17 protein-coding genes are annotated in these 18,256 nt (G+C 68.1%); 7 read left to right on the forward strand and 10 right to left on the reverse strand.

Going from position 1 to position 18,256, the window contains the following annotated elements:
• The gene (locus BBA86_RS09560; RefSeq protein ID WP_065571351.1) at nt 1–657 is read right to left on the reverse strand and encodes a phosphatase PAP2 family protein; all 657 of its coding nucleotides are present in this window, start codon (nt 655–657) and stop codon (nt 1–3) included.
• Between the two features lie 176 nt (nt 658–833).
• Here BBA86_RS09560 and BBA86_RS09565 point away from each other — a divergent pair, with 176 nt between their 5' ends.
• Nucleotides 834–1,544 carry a DUF3105 domain-containing protein gene (locus BBA86_RS09565; protein ID WP_065571352.1) on the forward strand — a complete coding sequence of 237 codons (711 nt, stop codon included), beginning with the start codon at nt 834–836 and terminating at the stop codon, nt 1,542–1,544.
• Nucleotides 1,541–2,224, forward strand: coding sequence for a DUF305 domain-containing protein (locus BBA86_RS09570; RefSeq protein ID WP_065571353.1), 684 nt, complete (start codon nt 1,541–1,543; stop codon nt 2,222–2,224). The genes BBA86_RS09565 and BBA86_RS09570 overlap by 4 nt, the downstream gene beginning before the upstream one ends.
• Nucleotides 2,225–2,292: 68 nt before the next feature.
• On the opposite strand, the gene BBA86_RS09575 is transcribed toward BBA86_RS09570, so the two are convergent.
• The 3 genes from BBA86_RS09575 to BBA86_RS09585 all read right to left on the reverse strand — a co-directional run bounded on the left by BBA86_RS09575 (nt 2,293) and on the right by BBA86_RS09585 (nt 6,037).
• Nucleotides 2,293–3,264, reverse strand: a complete 972-nt coding sequence (locus tag BBA86_RS09575; RefSeq protein WP_065571354.1) for a carbohydrate ABC transporter permease — start codon at nt 3,262–3,264, stop codon at nt 2,293–2,295.
• Entirely contained in the window at nt 3,264–4,601 is a 1,338-nt protein-coding gene (locus tag BBA86_RS09580; protein ID WP_065571355.1) for a carbohydrate ABC transporter permease, read from the reverse strand. The genes BBA86_RS09575 and BBA86_RS09580 overlap by 1 nt, the downstream gene beginning before the upstream one ends.
• Before the next feature lie 110 nt (nt 4,602–4,711).
• Nucleotides 4,712–6,037, reverse strand: a complete 1,326-nt coding sequence (locus BBA86_RS09585) for an ABC transporter substrate-binding protein (protein WP_189318448.1) — start codon at nt 6,035–6,037, stop codon at nt 4,712–4,714.
• Nucleotides 6,038–6,304: 267 nt separating this feature from the next.
• Between BBA86_RS09585 and BBA86_RS09590 the strand changes: the two genes are divergently transcribed.
• Nucleotides 6,305–7,360 carry a LacI family DNA-binding transcriptional regulator gene (locus BBA86_RS09590; protein WP_065571357.1) on the forward strand — a complete coding sequence of 352 codons (1,056 nt, stop codon included), beginning with the start codon at nt 6,305–6,307 and terminating at the stop codon, nt 7,358–7,360.
• A gap of 82 nt (nt 7,361–7,442) precedes the next feature.
• Here BBA86_RS09590 and rplL read toward each other — a convergent pair whose 3' ends face one another.
• The 6 genes from rplL to BBA86_RS09620 form a co-directional block, all read right to left on the reverse strand.
• Entirely contained in the window at nt 7,443–7,823 is a 381-nt protein-coding gene (gene rplL / locus BBA86_RS09595; RefSeq protein ID WP_018186979.1) for a 50S ribosomal protein L7/L12, read from the reverse strand.
• Nucleotides 7,824–7,873: 50 nt separating this feature from the next.
• The gene (gene rplJ, locus BBA86_RS09600; RefSeq protein WP_018186978.1) at nt 7,874–8,362 is read right to left on the reverse strand and encodes a 50S ribosomal protein L10; all 489 of its coding nucleotides are present in this window, start codon (nt 8,360–8,362) and stop codon (nt 7,874–7,876) included.
• A gap of 422 nt (nt 8,363–8,784) precedes the next feature.
• Complete coding sequence (locus BBA86_RS09605; RefSeq protein WP_065571358.1) at nt 8,785–9,768, reverse strand: hypothetical protein; 984 nt, start codon at nt 9,766–9,768, stop codon at nt 8,785–8,787.
• Between the two features lie 257 nt (nt 9,769–10,025).
• On the reverse strand, nt 10,026–11,030 hold the full coding sequence (locus BBA86_RS09610; protein WP_065571359.1) for a sugar phosphate isomerase/epimerase family protein: 1,005 nt from the start codon (nt 11,028–11,030) through the stop codon (nt 10,026–10,028).
• Between the two features lie 34 nt (nt 11,031–11,064).
• Complete coding sequence (locus BBA86_RS09615) at nt 11,065–12,210, reverse strand: Gfo/Idh/MocA family protein (protein WP_065571360.1); 1,146 nt, start codon at nt 12,208–12,210, stop codon at nt 11,065–11,067.
• Between the two features lie 81 nt (nt 12,211–12,291).
• The gene (locus BBA86_RS09620; RefSeq protein WP_065571361.1) at nt 12,292–13,338 is read right to left on the reverse strand and encodes a substrate-binding domain-containing protein; all 1,047 of its coding nucleotides are present in this window, start codon (nt 13,336–13,338) and stop codon (nt 12,292–12,294) included.
• Between the two features lie 318 nt (nt 13,339–13,656).
• On the opposite strand from BBA86_RS09620, the gene BBA86_RS09625 reads away from it, so the two are divergent.
• From BBA86_RS09625 to BBA86_RS09640, 4 genes are all read left to right on the forward strand, one after another.
• Nucleotides 13,657–15,132: a sugar ABC transporter ATP-binding protein gene (locus BBA86_RS09625; RefSeq protein WP_065572252.1), complete on the forward strand. Its 1,476-nt coding sequence runs from the start codon at nt 13,657–13,659 to the stop codon at nt 15,130–15,132.
• On the forward strand, nt 15,129–16,196 hold the full coding sequence (locus BBA86_RS09630) for an ABC transporter permease (protein WP_065571362.1): 1,068 nt from the start codon (nt 15,129–15,131) through the stop codon (nt 16,194–16,196). The genes BBA86_RS09625 and BBA86_RS09630 overlap by 4 nt, the downstream gene beginning before the upstream one ends.
• Before the next feature lie 108 nt (nt 16,197–16,304).
• Nucleotides 16,305–17,483, forward strand: coding sequence for an ROK family transcriptional regulator (locus tag BBA86_RS09635; RefSeq protein ID WP_065571363.1), 1,179 nt, complete (start codon nt 16,305–16,307; stop codon nt 17,481–17,483).
• A 58-nt stretch (nt 17,484–17,541) separates the two neighbouring features.
• A complete protein-coding gene (locus BBA86_RS09640; protein ID WP_065571364.1) occupies nt 17,542–18,219 on the forward strand; it encodes a YqaJ viral recombinase family protein in 678 nt (225 codons plus the stop codon).
• Nucleotides 18,220–18,256 lie beyond the last annotated feature (37 nt).

Here is an 18,256-nt window from a genome sequence, read left to right on the forward strand (position 1 = left end):
TCAGCCTAGCGAGAGGCGGCGCTCGCGTTCCCGGACGACGGGGATCGTGAGCGCGGCGGCGACGAGCAGCGTCGTCGCGACCCCGAGGACCATCGCGCCGAGGGTGTCCGTGAGCCAGTGCGCGTGCACCTGGGTACGACTGAACGCCATGAGCAGAGTCCACGCGATCCCCACCACGGCCACCCAGACTCGCGGGAACAGGATGACCGCGACGGTGGCGATCACGGCAGCGTTGGCCGTGTGGCCCGAGGGGAAGGATCCGTGGTCCGAGATGACGAGGATCTCCTCCGGGCGCACCCGTCCGAACAGGCCCTTCAGCAGTTGGACGAGGAGGGCGCCGACGATGGATGCCGCGAGGAAGAACACCGCACCCCACGGCCGCTTCGCGAGCGCGAGCAGGGCGGCGCCGACGAGCGGGACGACGTAGGTGCCGACGACGCCCGCTCCCAGGATGTTCATGAGGAACGACACGGGACGGATGCCGGGCAGGAACGTCGTGACGTAGGTGTTCCACCACGCATCGAGGTCGATGAGCTCCGAGTCGGTGGATTCGACGGCGATGCCGGTCGCGACGGCGACCACGAGGAGGATCGCGCCGACGATCGCCAAGCGCAGGCCGATGCCGATCTCGTGTTCATGCGTGGGCACTGTCGTCATGGGCTCATCCTGACGGACGCCGTGCAGGAGAAGCTGCCCCTTGCGCCCGGGCGCCGGGGTGCCTCCACGTCACGAGACGCTATGAACGGGGCTCCCCCAGGACCCCCGCAGATGCAGGCGAATACACTCGAAGTGGCGCGCCCGCGCCTCCCCACCCCGACCGACGAGGCCACTCCATGACCCCGAACGATCCTGCCGGAAAGCGGACGAGCGGCAACCCCGCGACGCAGGCACAGCTCAACCTGAGCGTCAAGCAGCAGCGCGAGCAGCAGAAGCAGCAGAAGCTCGCCGAGTACCAGCGCCAGCTCGCGAAGCGTCGCCGGACCAAGGCCACGTGGTGGATCGTCGGTGCGACCGCCGCCATCGTCGTCATCGGGCTCGTCGCAGCCTCGTACTTCCTCACCCCGCGACCTGTCTCGATCGCCCGCGGCGACGGCGACGGCGCCGGCATCAGCGGTGTGCAGACCTTCGAACACACCGCGAACCACGTCGAGGGCGTCGTCGACTACGAGCAGACGCCGCCGGCCGGCGGCGACCACAACGCGGTCTGGCTCAACTGCGGCGTCTACGACCAGCCGGTCCCCAACGAGAACGCGGTCCACGCCCTCGAACACGGCGCCATCTGGATCACGTACGACCCCTCGAAGGTCGACGAGGCCGGGGTCGCCGCGCTCAAGGCGGAACTCCCCCGCGACTACACCGTCCTCTCGCCCTACGAAGGCATGGACACCCCGATCACCGTCAGTGCGTGGAACGCGCAGTTGAAGGTCGACGCGCCCGACGACGAGCGCATCGGCGAGTTCATCAAGGCCTACTGGCGCAACACCAACGGCCCGGAGCCGCTGGCAGCGTGCACGGGCGCTCTGGACGCCCCCGGCAAGCAGTGATGACCGAGACCGGCGGCACCGAGCGGGGCGCCGAGCGCACCCTCCCGCCGTGGTGGGTGGTCCTGCTCGTGGCCCTGGCCGTCGCCGCGGTCGCGTTCGCCATCGGACGCTTCTCGACGTTCGGGATCGCCGGCTCCACGCCCGCCGAGGGTTCGGCCGACGCCGGGTTCGCCCGCGACATGCAGGTGCACCACGCGCAGGCGGTCGACATGGCGATGACGATCTACGCCGAGACCGATGACGAGCACCTGCGCGCCCTGTCGTACGACATCGCGACCGGGCAGTCGTCGCAGCGCGGCGAGATGTTCGACTGGTTGGTCAGGTGGGGACTGCCGCAGTACTCCGATCAGCCGATGGCGTGGATGGCGGCATCCGGGTCGGGGCACGCCCACGGCGTCGCGTCGATCGCGCCGCAGAGTGACGACGAGGTCCGCGCGGCGATGGGCATGGCCTCCGACGAGGAGATGTCGGCCCTGCACGATGCCACCGGCCAGGAGGCGGACTGCATGTTCCTCTCGCTCATGATCCGCCACCACGAGGGCGCGATCCCCATGGCCGACGCCGTCCTCGAGCTCGGTTCCGACGAGCGTGTGAGGGTCTTCGCCGAGAACATGAAGAAGGGCCAGACCTTCGAGATCCAGGCGATGACCTCGATGCAGCAGCGGCTCGGCTGCAGCTGACACGAACGAACACGGAAGAGGGGGATGCCGGTGGCCACCGGCATCCCCCTCTTCGTCGTCCCGGGCGATCAGCCCTTCGTCGCGCCGGCCAGCAGGCCGCGGACGAAGAACCGCTGCAGCGCGAAGAACACGATCAGCGGGACGAGGATCGAGATGAACGTACCCGCCGACTGCAGGAACCACTTGTTGCCCCAGGTCCCCGACAGCGAGTTGAGGGCCTGCGTGATCGGCAGCGCACCCGGCGAGGCGAAGATGGTCGCCACGAGCAGGTCGTTCCACACCCAGAGGAACTGGAAGATGCCGAAGGAGGCGATCGCGGGAGCGGCCAGCGGCAGGATGATCCGGAAGAACACCTGACCGTGACCGGCACCGTCGACGCGGGCGGCCTCGATGATCTCGCCCGGGATCTCGGCGATGAAGTTGTGCAGCATGAACGTCGCCAGCGGCAGCGCGAAGATCGCGTGAGCGATCCAGACGCGAGCGAAGCTGTAGTCCACCTCGTTGAGACCGAAGCCCGGGAAGATCGGCACGTCGTTGATGCTCAGACCGTCCGAGAACAGGCTCAGCAGCGGCACGAGGGCCATCTGCAGCGGCACGATCTGCAGGGCGAAGACGAACACGAACAGTGCGCTGCGTCCCTTGAAGTCGATCCACGCGAACGCGTAGGCCGCGAGGGCCGCCATCACGATCGGGAAGACCGTCGCGGGGATCGTGATCGCCAGCGAGTTGACGAACGCCGAGGCCAGCGTCGTGGACGTGCCGCCCGAGTTCAGCGCCTGCAGGTAGTTGTCGAGCGTGAACGCCGGATCGGTGAACGCCGTCCACCATCCACTCGTCTGCGTGTCGCTGCCGGGGCGGAACGACGTCACGAAGAGGCCGAACGTCGGGATCGTCCAGAAGATCGCGATGACGGCGGCCGCGATCGTGGCGCCCTTCGACGTGAGCTTCTTGTGCGCGATGGCCTCGTTCTTGCGCGTGTCGCGCGCTACCTGGCGCGCGGTGCGGTTGTCGACCGGGGTGGTCGGGGCTGCGACGGTCATCAGCGGATTTCCTTCTGCTTGGCCATCGATCGGGCGTTGTAGATGATCAGCGGCAGGACGAACAGGAACAGCACGACGGCCAGCGCGGACGAGTGTCCGAAGCTCTGGAACCGCTGCTGCTGGTTGACCATCTCGAACCCGAGGACGGTCGTGTCATCGCGACCGCCGGTCATGACGGCGACGATGTCGTAGACCTTCAGCGAGGCGATGGTCACGGTGGTGAGGACGACGATCAGCGACGACCGGATGCCGGGCACCGTGACGTTGCGGAACCGCTGCCAGGCGTTGGTGCCGTCGAGCTCGGCGGCCTCCATCTGTTCGACGGGCACAGCCTTGATCGCGGCCGACAGGATCACCATCGCGAAGCCGGTCTGGGTCCAGATGAAGACGACGAGCAGCATCAACGTGTTGAGGATCGGCTTGATGGCGAGCCACTGGACGGGGTCGCCGCCGAAAGCCGTGACGATCGCGTTGAGGAGACCGATCTGGTCGCCCTGGCGGGCGTCGTACATGAACTTCCAGATGATGCCGGCGCCGACGAACGAGATGGCGACCGGCATGAAGACGAGCACCTTCAGCAGCTTCTCACCGCGTGCGCGGTCGATGAAGACGGCGTACGCGAGACCGATCGCCACCGAGATAGTCGGGGCGAGCAGTGCCCAGAGGATCGTGTTGACGATCGAGGCGGTACCGGTCGGGTTCGTGAAGACCCAGATGTAGTTCTCCAGGCCGACGAACTCGTCGCCCGTCTTGTTGAAGAACGACTTGAAGATCGTGGCGATCGCCGGGTAGACGAGCCCGAGGATGAGCATGATGCTCGCGGGCGCCATGAACAGGACGAGCTGGAACAGGTAGCCGGCGCCCTGCCGGGAGCGGAAGTCCGCGAAGAACAGGAGCGCACCGACGAGCAGGGCGATGGCCACGACGTAGACGACAGCGTTGGCGTACGGACGAAGCAGCAGGAAGGCGAGCACCGGGATCACCAGGCAGGCGACGAGCCGCATGACGAAGTAGCCACGGCCGGGTCGGGGCGCGAACTCGATGAGGACGAGGATGATGCCGACGACGATGCCGAACACCACCAGGATCACGGGGATCTGGATGAGCGGGTTCAGGGCGCCCAGCCACAGGAAGAAGCTGTTGAGTGAGAAGCCGATGGTGATGCGCGACGACTCTTCGCTGGACGCCGTGAAGGCGAGCAGGAAGGCGACGAGGGCGATGAGGACGAAGCCCGCGGCGACGACGATCTTCGTGATCGACCGTCCTCTGGGATCTTGAGCGTGGGTGGTGACGGCAGGTTCGGTGTCGACAGGCCTGTCGACGGTCGTCTGCGACATGCGGGTTCCCTTCTAGGTACGGCGGCGTACCCGTGCGGTACGGACGGGAGAAGCGGGGCCGGGCTTTCGCAGCCCGACCCCGCTCGGCTCAGCCGATCGTCAGGCGACGATCAGTTCTCGTAACCGGCCTGGATGTCGGAGAGCACCGTGTCGGTGTCCTTGCCGTCGATCCAGTCGACCATGCCCTTCCAGAAGGAGCCCTGGCCCACCGTGGCGGGCATCAGGTCGGAGGCGTCGAAGCGGAGGACCGTGGAGTCGTCCTGCAGCGTCGTCATCGCTTCCTTCAGGAACTCGCTCGAGGCGAGGCTGGGGTCGGCCTTCTTGTTGGCGGAGATGACGCCGCCGAGCTTGACGCGGGCGTCAGCGAACTCGGGCGATGCCATGAACTCCAGGACCTTCTGCGTCGACTCGTCGTCCGAGAAGCCTGCGACGAACTCGCCGCCGCCCTCGATCTGGAGCTCGCCCTCGGTGTAGCCGGGCATGATGAACGCGTAGACGTCGCCGTCGGGCGCGACCTCGGGGGTGTTGCCGTCCTTGGTCTTCACGTCGAGGAAGTTCGCCGACAGGAACGACGCCTGGTGGGTGAGGGCGCAGTCGCCGCTCGCCACGGCCGCCGCGACATCGCCGAAGGCGGTCGAGTTGATGCTCTTCACGTCGCCGTAGCCGGCGTTGACGTAGTCGGGGTTCAGGAGGATGTCGCCGACAGCGTCGAAGGCCTTCTTGATCTGCGGGTCGGTGAACTTCACGTCGCCGGCGACCCACTGGTCGTACACGTCAGCGCCGGACTGGCGCAGGACCAGGTCCTCGACCCAGTCGGTGCCCGGCCAGCCGGATGCCGCCTCGGACGAGAAGCCGGCGCACCACGCGGGCTTGCCGGTGGTCTCGACGATCTTGTCGGTGAGCGCGATCATGTCGTCCCACGTCTTCGGCGCCTCGACGCCCCACTCCGCGAACTGCTTCGGCGAGTACCAGACGTACCCCTTCAGGTTCGCGAGCATCGGGGCCGCGTAGAAGGTGTCGTCGAAGGTGCCGTACTTCTTCCAGTCGGGCGACCAGTTCGCGTCCACGGCCTTCTCGACCGCCTCGGGGGCCTTCAGCACCTTGCCGGTGTCGACCAGGGTCTTCAACAGACCCGGCTGCGGGACGACCGCGATGTCGGGGGCGTCGCCACCGGTCACCTTGGTGACGATGTTGCCCTCGAACGACTTGTCGCCGACGTACTCGACGGTGATGCCGGTGTCCTCGGTGAACTTGTCGAAGGACTTGTTCAGGGCGTCTGCCTCGCCGCCCGTGATGCCGCCGGAGATGCGGACGGTCTTCTTGGCCTCTCCGTCGCCGTTTCCGCTGCCGCCCTCTGCGCACCCTGCCAGCATCAGTGCGGCCGCACCCAGAAGCGCAACGGGGGCAAGAAGACGGTGTCGCTGTGACAATGCCATGTACTTCTCCTCTTTCGGGATCATCGTCCGCCCAGAGGAGCCTTGGCCGCATCCTTGGGGAACCGATTCCAGGACAACCTACTGGCGCGACGGGCCCTCGCACAACAGCGAAATATCAAGGTTCTGCAACCATTGTCCCGTCGGCTATGATCCGCATGGGAGCGGTACCACAAAAACGCGATGGAACCGGTTCCCCTCTCAGCATCCCACCGGCTACGCTGGGTGCGCTTTCTGCAGTGACGTCGAGGACCTGGTCGAGGAGGACCGATGAGCACCATCGCCGACGTTGCGCGCGAGGCCGGCGTCTCCAAGGCGACCGCGAGCCGAGCACTGAGCGGCAGCCCGCAGGTGTCCGCCGCCACCCGGCAGCGCGTTCTCGATGTCGCGCTCGAGCTCGGCTACGCGCCGTCGACCAGCGCCGTCAGCCTCGCGACCGGCCGCACCCGGAACATCGGAGTGATCCTCCCCCACGTCGACCGGTGGTTCTTCGCCGAGGTCCTCGAAGGCATTCAAGAGTCGCTCCTCGAGCGCGGATTCGATCTCACCCTCTACGACGCGACGCCGGGCAGCATCGGCCGGGAGCGGGTCTTCACCGAGCTCCTCGCCCGAAAGCGGTTCGACGGCCTGATCGCGGTCGGCCTCGAACCTGCCGTCAACGAGCTGCAATCCCTGCTGTCGCTCGGTCGGCCGGTCGTGAGCGTGATCGGCACCGAAGAAAGCACGAGCCTCGTCGCGCTCGACGACAGCCACGCAGCCGGGCTGGCCACGTCCCACCTCGTCGCCCTCGGGCACCGTCGCATCGCCTTCCTCGGCGGCACGTCTTCGACGCACTGGCCCCACGTCGAGTCGGCCCGGTACGAAGGGTATGAGCGCGTGATGCGGGAGTCCGGTCTCGACGCGTACGTCTCGAGGACTCCTGCCGAGTTGTCGATGCCCGCGGGCTACGAAGCCGCCGTCGACCTGCTGAGCGACTCGTCGCAGCGCCCGACGGCTGTGGTGGGAGCATGCGACGAAGTGGCGATCGGGGCCATCATCGCCGCCCGGCGTCTCGGCCTGCTCGTCCCGTCGGAACTCAGCGTCATCGGCATCGACGATCACGTGAACGCGGAGATGTTCGCACTCACCACGTTGCGGCAGGTCCCGCGCGAGCAGGGCGCGACGGCCGTGGAACTGCTCATGCGCCATCTCGACGATCCGACGCTCGAGCCGATCGCGATCTCCATCCGGCCCCGGCTCGTCGTGCGCAACTCGACCGCCGCGCCGTCGGGAGCGACCCCCGCGGCGGTGCGCGACTCAGGGCTCTCCCGCGTCACGAACGCCTGAGCGCGGTTCGCACCCGCCGTCGTCAACGCCGGAAGGCTCCGGATGCCGCGGCATCCGGAGCCTTCCAGTGAAGGGATTCGCCTTACTTGACGGAAACCGTCGCGCCGGCGGCCTCGAGGGCCTCCTTGGCCTTGTCGGCAGCTTCCTTGTTCGCGCCCTCGAGCACGGCCTTGGGAGCACCGTCGACGACGGCCTTGGCCTCGCCGAGGCCGAGCGAGGTGAGCTCGCGGACGACCTTGATGACCTGGATCTTCTTGTCGCCGGCAGCCTCGAGGATGACGTCGAAGGAGTCCTTCTCCTCAACCTCTTCAGCAGCAGCGCCACCGCCGGCACCGGCAACGGCGACGGGGGCAGCAGCGGTGACGTCGAACTTCTCCTCGAACGCCTTCACGAACTCGCTGAGCTCGACGAGGGTGAGGCCGGCGAACTGCTCGAGCAGCTCCTCGGTGGAAAGCTTCGCCATGATGTATCTCCTAGATAGATGGGGTTTGTGTAAAAGAGCTCGCTCGTCGCTTACGCGGCGTCAGCGGTCTCCAGCTTTTCGCGAAGCGCGTCGATGGTGGCGGCAGCCTTGCCCATCGTCGCCTTCATCATGCCCGCAGCCTTCGCCAGCAGAACCTCACGGCTCTCGAGCGAGGCGTACTTGTTGACCTCGTCGGCAGTGAGGGCGTTGCCCTCGAAGATGCCGCCCTTGATCACCAGAAGCGGGTTGGCCTTGGCGAAGTCACGCAGAGCCTTGGCAGTGGCGACGAAGTCACCGTGCACGAAAGCGACGGCCGAGGGACCCTTGAGGTCCTCGTCCAGAGCCGTGATCCCCGCGCTGTTCGCGGCGATCTTGGTCAGCGTGTTCTTCACCACGGCGTACTGCGCGTCCTGACGGATGTTGTTGCGCAGCTCCTTGAGCTGGGCAACCGTCAGACCGCGGTACTCGGTCAGCAAGACGGCGTTCGAGTTCTCGAAGTTCTTCGTGAGCTCGGCGACCGATGCATCCTTCTGCGCCATGGTCACTCCTTGATGTGTACGAGACGTCCCGCGGCAGCGGAACATCGACCTCGACGGTCGGGCTGCATGAGAAAAGCTCCGGCGCAAGCGCACGGAGCTTTGAGCCCGGTTTCCCGGAAGTCTGTCGTACACCTGCGCGGGCCCCTGCGATGCAGAGCTTCGATCGATGTGCGCGGGCGCACGCCGATGACCGACGGTCTTTGGCTTGTCCCCAGTGTACGTGCCGCAGACGCACCCGCCAAATCCCGGCATCCGTCGCGGCGACCCGGGCTTGCGGGGTTGTCCACATCATGTGCTCGCGACGAGAGCACATGATGTGCACGGTTCACGAGATGTGTCATCGTCCGGAGGACATGATGTGGACGACGGGCGGGCGGCGGCCGGCGCGGTCATGGACGACGGGCGGGCGGCGGCCGGCGCGGTCAGGGGCGGGGTGAGACGTGGAATGCGGCCATCCGCGCCGCGAGCACCTGCGGAGAGTCGAGGTCCGCCCACCCGATGCGCACGAGTCGCTTCTGCGTCACGCCTCGGATCCAATCCTCGCGCTGCTTCTCCCGAAGCAGGATGTCGTCCAGGTGTCGACCGGCACGGAGCGCATCGTCGCGGTATTTGACCGCGCCATCGAACTCGACGAGGACGGCCTCGTCCTCGAGCTCGATGTCGACGCGGTAGTCCGAGCCGGCGGGCCCGCCTACCGGGACCTGCAGGCGGAATCGCGCGAACCCGATCTCAGCCAGCATCCAGCGCGCGATGCTCTCCCCCGTGCTCTCGGCGAGACCGTTCGCGAAGGCGATGACCGCCTCGGCACGTGCCGCTCCTCGAGAACCGCGCTTCCGCCGGCCGATGTCGAGCACGCTCTGACGCCAGCGCTCGCCCACCTCGGGATCGCCGCCGGAGTCGGACGCCACGATGCGCAATGCCGCGTCCGCAGCAGCGACACCGCTGGACGGCGGTAGCACTCGACTCAGATCCCAGACCGTGCGAGCCAACGTCGTGCACGGCACACCGAACCGGTCCGTCATCTCGGACGGGTCGAGCCGGTCCGCGTGTCGGCGTAGCGCCGGACGACTGGTCATCCGATCATCCGCCGGCATGCTCACGTGAACCGCATCGGGCACGTGCCGCGCGAGCGGCAGCCCCCACAACACCGCGGCGGATTGATACGAGAACACGCCCGTCCCGTCTTTACGTTCGCCATCAGCGGCCGCGACCTCGACGAGGTGGCGCGCTTCGGGCCACAGATCATCGAACCGCTCGGCGAGGACGTACCGATTGCGTTGGATCCTCCGCATCCGACCGTCCTTCACGGCGTCCGTGATGTCGCGCGACCGCCACCCGGCGCGTTCCAGAGTCGCGCGATCCAGAACCGACCGGCGCGCTTCGGCGAACGAGATGTGACGTGGCATGCGGCGAGCCTCCACAGGCCGGCTCGGCCGGAGGGGGATCGCGCGCCGAATCGGGGAGGGGGCCGAGTTCCGGGGTGCAGTGGAGGAAGGGGCGAGGTCCACATCATGTCGACCGTTCGAGGACACACGTTCCGCGCCGTTGACGACCTGTGGTGTCGATCGGAGGACATGATGTGGACGGCAGAGCGGATGCCGGGGCCCGCCGCGCGCCCCGACACCCGACGCGTGCCGCGCTCCCGCGCAGGCGAGCGCCCGGGTCAGTGCGAGGAGAAGGCGGCGTCGAAGGCGGCGGCGGACGGCTCGTACGTCGAGAGGCGGCGGACGAAGGCGAGCGCCTCGGGGGCACCGACGAGGCGGTCCATACCGGCGTCCTCCCATTCGACCGAGAGGGGACCGGTGTAGCCGATCGCATTCAGCATGCGGAATGCGTCCTCCCACGGCACGTCGCCGTGCCCGGTGGAGATGAAGTCCCAGCCGCGCCGGGGATCTGCCCAGGCGAGATGCGACGACAACCGGCCGTTGCGCCCGTTGCCGAGGCGCTGCTTCGTGTCCTTGCAGTGGACGTGGATGATGCGGTCGCGGAAGTCCCAGAGGAACGACACCGGATCGAGGTCCTGCCACACCATGTGACTCGGGTCCCAGTTCAGACCGAACGCCTCGCGATGACCGATGGCATCGAGGGCGCGATGGGTGGTCCAGTAGTCGTACGCGATCTCAGACGGGTGCACCTCGTGGGCGAACCGCACACCGACCTCGTCGAACACGTCGAGGATCGGATTCCAGCGGGCGGCGAAGTCCTCGTAGCCGGCGTCGACCATGTCCTGGGATGCCGGCGGGAACATCGCGAGGTACTTCCAGATCGAGGACCCCGTGAAGCCGGTGACGATCTTCACACCGAGCTTCGCGGCCATCCGAGCCGTGTCCTTCATCCCCTCCGCGGCGCGGCGGCGCACTCCCTCGGCGTCGCCGTCTCCCCAGACGCGGTCGGAGAGGATGTCGCGGTGCCGCTGATCGATCGGGTCGTCGCACACCGCCTGGCCCCCGAGGTGGTTGGCGATGGCGTGCACCTGCAGCCCGTTGCGCTCCAGGATCTCCTTCCGGCTGCGGACGTAAGCGGCGTCGTCCCACCGGGACACGTCGAGATGATCACCCCAGGAGGCGATCTCGAGCCCGTCGTAGCCCCACTCCCCCGCGAGGCGCGCGACCTCCTCGAAGGGCAGGTCGGCCCACTGGCCGGTGAACAGGGTGATCGGTCGCGCCATTGCGATTCCTTTCTCGGATGCGGGGGTCCCGCGGTCAGTCGTTCGTCCGCACCCAGCGGCTCTGGTCCGCGGAGCTGCGTTCCACCGCGTCGAGGACGCGCTGCACGTGCAGGCCGTCGGCGAACGACGGACGGGGTGCGGTGCCCTCGGCGATGGCCGTCGTGAAGTCGACGACCTGGTGGGAGAAGCCGTGCTCGTAGCCGAGCATGTGCCCGGTGGGCCACCACGGCGCGAGATACGGGTGGCCGTGCTCGGTGACGAGGACGCGACGGAAACCGAGTTCGGTCTCTGGTGCGGTCGCGTCGTAGAAATCCAATTCGTTGAGCCGCTCGAGGTCGAACGAGAGCGCACCGCGCGTCCCCGACACCTCCACCCGCAGCGCGTTCTTGCGCCCCGTCCGGTACCGGGTCGCCTCGAAAGAGGCGAGCGCACCCGAGCTCAACCGCCCGGTGAAGAGCGCGACGTCGTCGACGGTCACTTTTCCGCGTTCCGCGCTCGCGGTCCCCGAGAGCCCGATGCCGTCCGCCAGAAGCGGACGGTCCTCGACCAGGGTCTCTACGATGCCGGACACGCTGTCGACGGTCTGCCCGGTGATGTACTCCGCGAGGTCGACGGCGTGGGCCCCGATGTCGCCGAGCGATCCCGAGCCCGCCTTCGCTCGGTCGAGGCGCCAGGTCATCGGCGCCTCGGCATCCATCAACCAGTCCTGCAGGTACTCGGCGCGCACCTGGCGGATCTCGCCCAGTCGGCCGGCGGCGACCAGGTCGCGGGCGAACGTCGCCGCCGGGACCCGGCGGTAGGTGAAGCCGACCATGGACCGGATGCCGCGCGCCTCGGCGCGGGCCGCGGCCTGCGTCATCGCCTCGGCCTCGGCGACGGAGTTGGCCAGCGGCTTCTCGCAGAGAACGTGCTTGCCGGCCTCGAGCGCGGCGATCGCGATCTCGGCATGGGTGTCGCCGGGGGTGACGATGTCGACCACGTCCACATCGTCACGGGCGATCGTCGCGCGCCAGTCGGTGGAGGACTCCGCCCAGCCCCATTTGGCCGCCGCCGCCGCCGTCGCCTCGGCGTCGCGACCGGTCACGACGTGCAGAACGGGATCGAGCGGCAGGTCGAAGAACCTCGGCGCGACGCGCCAGCCCTGCGAATGGGCGGCACCCATGAAGCCGTGGCCGATCATCGCGACCCGGAGCCTTGTCGTCATGACGATGTCCTCTCGAAGAAGGTGGGGGCGCCCACGCACCGGGCGCCCCCGTGGTGATCACTCGAAGGCGAGATCGATGTACTGGTCGACGTTCTCCTTCGTGACGACCGGCGCGTCGAGGACGATCCGGTTCGGGATGCCGGGGGTCACGATGTCCCCGAGGGTCTTGCTCTGCGCAATGAGACGGGCCAACGCGACGCCGTCCGCCGCCTGCGTGGAGGGGTAGATGACGGTCGCCTTGAGGACGCTGTCGTCGTCCTTGATCGCTTCCATCGCGGCCTTGCTGCCGGCGCCGCCCATCATGAAGAACTCGTCGCGGCCGGCCGAGGAGACGGCCGCGAGGACGCCGATGCCCTGGTCGTCGTCGTGGTTCCAGATGGCGTCGATCTTCGGGTTGGCCGACAGCAGCTGCGATGCGGCGGACTCGCCGCCGGCAACGGTGAAATCGGCGGCGACGCGGGCGGAGACGTCGAGGCCGCAGTCCTTCAAGGCGTCGGCGAAGCCCTGCGATCGGTCCTGCGTGAGCGGAAGCGAATCGATGCCGGCGATCTCGGCGACCACGGCGTCGGTCTTCCCGTCGAGCTGTTCGCAGATGTAGGTGCCTGCGGACACTCCCATGCCGTAATTGTCGCCGAGGACCGTGGCCCGGGCGGCGAAGGGGCTCGAGAACTCGCGGTCGACGTTGATGACGGGGATGCCGGCGTTCATCGCCGCGATCGCGGCTTCGGTGAGGGCTGCGCCGTCCGTCGGCAGGAGGACGATGGCATCCACCTTGTCGTTGACGAACGTCTCGACGGCGGCGATCTGGGCGATGGGGTCGTTGGTCCCTTCCGCTGTCTTCAGTTCGACGTCATCGAAGCTCGCGGCGGCATCAGCCGCACCCGAGTTGATGGCGCCGAGCCACCCGTGATCGGCTGCGGGGCCGGAGAAGCCGATGGTCACGGTGTCCCCGCTCTCCGCGTTCTCCTCGGTGGTGGTGCCCTGCCTTTCGGCGCCGTTCTCGTCGGCCCCGGTCCCCGTGCAACCGACCAGCAGGCCGATCGAAGCGGCGGCGGCGACGCCGGTCAGGACGAGGCGCGTCCGCGCCGTCATGCGTGAGCGCATGTCTTCCTCCTTGAATGTGATGCAGCTCTGGTGTGAAGCGACCAGCGCACCTCTCGGCGTCGAGAACGCACAGGAGGAGGGTCAGCGCTGACGGGACGAAGATAACAGAACCCAGCCTCTCCGCGTCAACTTTTGTTTTCTACTCGCCATAAGTCTCCCAGCGTGGAAACCGCGCCGAATCGAGGGCCGGCCCGCCGGAACGAAGATGGGTAACGGTGATTTCGCGAAAATCTCCCGTCGCGTCCGAGGATTCCGTCGTGTTATGTTCGCGGCGTGATCAAAGTCGACCATGAATCGTCATTACTCGACGTCCGCGGCGTGACGAAGGCTTTCGCCGGCGTGCGCGCGCTTCGAGGAGTAGACCTCACGGTCCGAGCCGGCGAGGTGCACTGCATCCTCGGTCAGAACGGTGCCGGTAAATCGACGCTCATCAAGACTCTCGCGGGCGTGCATCGCCCCGACGATGGCGAGATCCGCTGGGGCGGGGAGCTCGTCGAGATCGCGGACCCCGACGCCGGGCTCGCCCTGGGCATCGCGACGATGTATCAGGAGCTCGACGTCGTCGACGGCCTCAGCATCGCCGAGAACATCTTCCTCGGCCACGAACTCGCCCGCGCGGGGTTCACGCGACGCAGCGAGGCCGCGGCTCGGACCAGGGACCTCCTGACACGCCTGGGCCATGGCTCGCTCTCGCCGAACCTGGAGGTCGGTCAGCTGAGCGCGGCGAACAAGCAGATCGTGGCGATGGCGCGGGCTCTATCGCACGACGTGAAGTTGATCATCATGGACGAGCCGTCGGCCGTCCTCGACGCCCACGAGGTGCAGAACCTCTTCGGCGTCGTGCGAGAGCTCACCGCCGCGGGCATCGCTGTGGTCTACATCACGCATCGCCTCGAGGAGATCCGGCAGATCGGCGATCGCATCACCGTCCTCAAGGACGGTCGGACGACGGCGACCGGGCTCCCCGTCGCCGGGACCTCCACGGCAGAGCTGATCCACCTCATGACCGGTCGCGAGGTCGCCAACGTCTTCCCCGCCCCGGCCCCCCTCCCCGACGATGCTCCCGTGGTCCTCGACGTCGACGGCCTGTCGCTCCGGGGTGTCTTCGGCGATGTCTCGTTCCGCGTGCGCGCCGGCGAGGTGGTGGGGCTGGCCGGCCTCGTGGGGTCGGGCCGGTCGGAGATCCTCGAGACGGTCTATGGCGCGCGACGCGCCACGTCCGGCTCGGTCTCCGTGTCGGGACGCCCGCTCCGGCGGGGCTCCGTCGTCGACGCGGTCTCCGCCGGCGTCGGACTCTCCCCCGAGGAGCGTAAGAGTCAGGGACTCGTTCTCGATGAATCGATCGCCATGAACGTCACTCTGCCGTCCATCCCGGAGTTCGCCCGCGGCGGCTTCGTGGACTTCCGGGCTGAACGAGCGGCTGCTCGCGCCCAGATCGACGCCCTCGAGCTGCGACCCGCCGACCCCGACCGGCCGGCGCGCACACTCTCCGGCGGGAATCAGCAGAAGATCCTGCTGGCCAGGTGGCTCGTTCACGGCACCCGCGTCCTCCTCCTCGACGAACCCACACGCGGCGTCGATGTCGGCGCCCGAGCCGAGATCTACGCCCTCATCCGACGGCTGGCCGCAGAGGGGAACGCCGTCGTGGTCGTCTCGAGCGAGATCGAAGAAGTGATCGGCCTGTCCGACACCGTTCTCGTCGTCGCGGAGGGCCGGATCCTCTCCACCCTCCCGTCCTCCCAGATCGACGAGCACGGTGTGCTCGACCTCGTCATGAAAGGAACCGCCGCGTGAGCGAGCAGACCACCACGGGAGCGGACACACCGCTGACCCCGACTGAACCCCCGGCGACCACATCGACTCTCGCGGCTGACGCCACCCCGATGTGGCGGCGCATCCTGTCCGGATCGGTGGGACGGAACCTCGGCCTCGTCCTCGCTCTCCTCGTCCTCGTGATCGTGGGCGCTGCGACGGCACCCGATACCTTCCTCGGCCTCTCCAACATCATGGTCATCCTGCGGCAGGCGTCCATCGTGGGCGTCATCAGTATCGGGATGACACTGGTCATCATCGCGGGCGGGATCGACCTGTCCGTCGGTTCCGTCCTGGGGCTCGCCTCCGTCGTCGGAGCGCTCGCGGCCGTGCAGGACCTCGCCGATCAGACCCATTGGATCGTCATGGTCGTCGTCGCGATGGCCGTCGGCGTCTTCGCGGGACTCGTCAACGGAATCGTCATCGCCTACGGCAACGTCGTCGCCTTCATGGCGACACTCGCCATGCTCGTCGGCGCCCGCGGTCTGGCCGAGATCCTGGCCGATCGACGGACCCTGCAGGTCGGCGGTCAGCGAGACTTCATCACGTTCATGAACCTCGACATCCTCGGGGTCGACATGCTGATCTGGATCTTCCTCGTCGTCGCGGTTCTCGGGTGGGTCCTTCTGAACCGGACGACCTTCGGACGGAGGACGGTCGCGATCGGCGGAAACCGCGAGGCGGCGCGCCTGGCCGGTATCAACGTCAAGCGGCACGTGCTCTACCTCTACGCACTGTCGGGGCTGTGTGCGGGGATCGCAGGAGTGATGATCCTCGGCCGCACCACGGCGGGCACCTCCGTCAACGGGCAGCTCTACGAATTGGACGCCATCGCGGCGGTCGTCGTGGGCGGAACGCTGCTGATCGGCGGACGCGGAACGATCACCGGCACCGTCCTGGGCGTCCTGATCTTCCAGACCCTGACGAACGTCTTCATTCAGAACAACCTCACGTCCTCGGTCCAGGCGGTCGCGAAGGGCGTCATCATCGTCGTCGCCGTGCTCCTGCAGCAGCGGTTCGCCCGCCCGTCCGGCCGATCGTCCTGACCCGACGCGATCAGGGGCGTCACATGCAGGGCGGCCCTACGAGCGCGGGGGACAATGGACGCGCGTCGAGCCGTGCGGTCGACGGCAGGACCCGGAAGAAGTGACCCGATGACAGACACCACCACCCTCACCTCCGGCGTCGGCGAGCTCTTCCAGTTGCTGCGGGACGGCGTACCCCGCACCCGCGCCGAACTCGCGAAATCGACGGGGCTGGCGCGCTCGACGATCGCGGCACGTGTCGACGAGCTCATGCGGATGGGACTGGTGACCGCGGTCGCGGACAAGGTGTCGACCGGCGGGCGCCCACCGTCGCAGTTCGCCTTGAACCCCGGCGCGAGGGTGGTCATCGCCGCCGACCTCGGTGCATCGCACGCGACGGTGGCCATCGCTGATCTGGCCGGGACGATCCTCGCGGAGTCCTCGGAGCACATCGACATCGCCGACGGGCCGGATGCCGTGCTGTCATGGCTTCTCGACGGCGCGCGCCGCCTGCTGGCCGAGGTCGGCCGCGACGATTCGTCGGTCGCCGCCGTCGGCATCGGTGTCCCCGGCCCGGTGGAGCATTCCAGTGGACGGCCGTCCACTCCCCCGATCATGCCGGGATGGGACGGATTCGACATTCCCGGGTGGCTGCAGGAGCACATCGCCGTCCCGGTGCTGGTCGACAACGACGTCAACACGATGGCGCTCGGCGAGCGCGCCGTCGCTTGGCCCTCCGTCGACAACCTTCTCTTCGTGAAGATCGCCACCGGGATCGGAGCGGGTCTCATCTCGGACGGCCACCTCCAGCGCGGCGCCCAGGGCGTCGCGGGCGACATCGGACACGTGCACGTGTCGCGGGGAGGGGAGGTCCCCTGCACCTGCGGCAACCGCGGCTGTCTCGAGGCCCTCGCCTCCGGCCCCGCCATCGCCCGGAGCCTGCGCGCGATCGGCGTCGAGGCCCACACCGGCAGCGACGTGGTCGACCTCGTCAAGAGCGGCAACGTCGATGCCATTCAAGCCGTGCGGCAGGCCGGGCGCGACATCGGCGAGGTTCTGACGACGTGCGTCAGCCTGGTCAACCCATCGGTCATCGCCATCGGCGGGTCCATGGCCCGGGTGGGCGAGCACCTCATCGCCGGGGTGCGAGAGGTGGTCTACGCGCGGTCGGCCCCGCTGGCCACGGCGCACCTCTCGATCGTGCAGTCCGCGACCGGGGCCGAGGCCGGTGTGCTGGGGGCCAGCATCCTGGCCGTCGAGCACGCCCTGTCCCGTGACGTCCTCGCTGCGAGCGCCGCGGCGTCGTGACGAGGCGGCAGCGGCGGGTCGGAGCCGGCGTGCGGGAGGGGCGACTTAGGATCGACAGGTGACTCCCGAACTCGCTGCCCGGATCGTCGCGGACTCCCGCGACCGGGTCGCCTGGATGCGGGCTCGCTCCCGCGGGATCACCGCCACGGACGTCGCGTCGCTCACGAGCGAGCGGGCCATCCCGCGGGCTGCCGAGGCCAAGCTCAACGGCTCCGGCTTCAGCGGCAACGCGTACACGGATCACGGTCGGCGCCGCGAACCCGAGATCGCCGCGTGGGTCGCGGCGACCCACGGCATCCTGCCCTCGTCGGCCCTGTTCCACGCCGAGGTCGAGAAGCGGCACCTCGCGACTCCTGACGGGATCATGGTGGATGCCGGGGGCCGCGTCCTCCTCGCTGAGATCAAGACGACCAACAAGACCTGGAAGTCCATCCCCCGCACCTACCTGCGTCAGGTGTGGTGGCAGCAGCACGTCCTGGGCGCCGAGCGCACGCTCGTCGTGTGGGAGGAGCACCAGGACTTCGTTCCCCTCCGCGACGAACCGCGCTGTGCGTGGATCGACCGCGATGATGCCGAGATCGGTCCGCTGGTCCGTCTCGCCACGGCCCTCATCGACGAGCTGTATCACCGCACGACGGGCAACACCCCGCCGCGACGCGAGCAGACCGCACCGGTCAGCCGCCGCGAGCAGCTGCGTGAGCGCGACATCTTCCGCGCTCTCGCCCTCGCAGACTGAGACGCGGACTCGATCCGGGCCGTGCCCGGTGTCATTC

The organism is Microbacterium oleivorans, assembly GCF_001691565.1.
Classification (GTDB): Bacteria; Actinomycetota; Actinomycetes; order Actinomycetales; family Microbacteriaceae; genus Microbacterium; species Microbacterium oleivorans_B.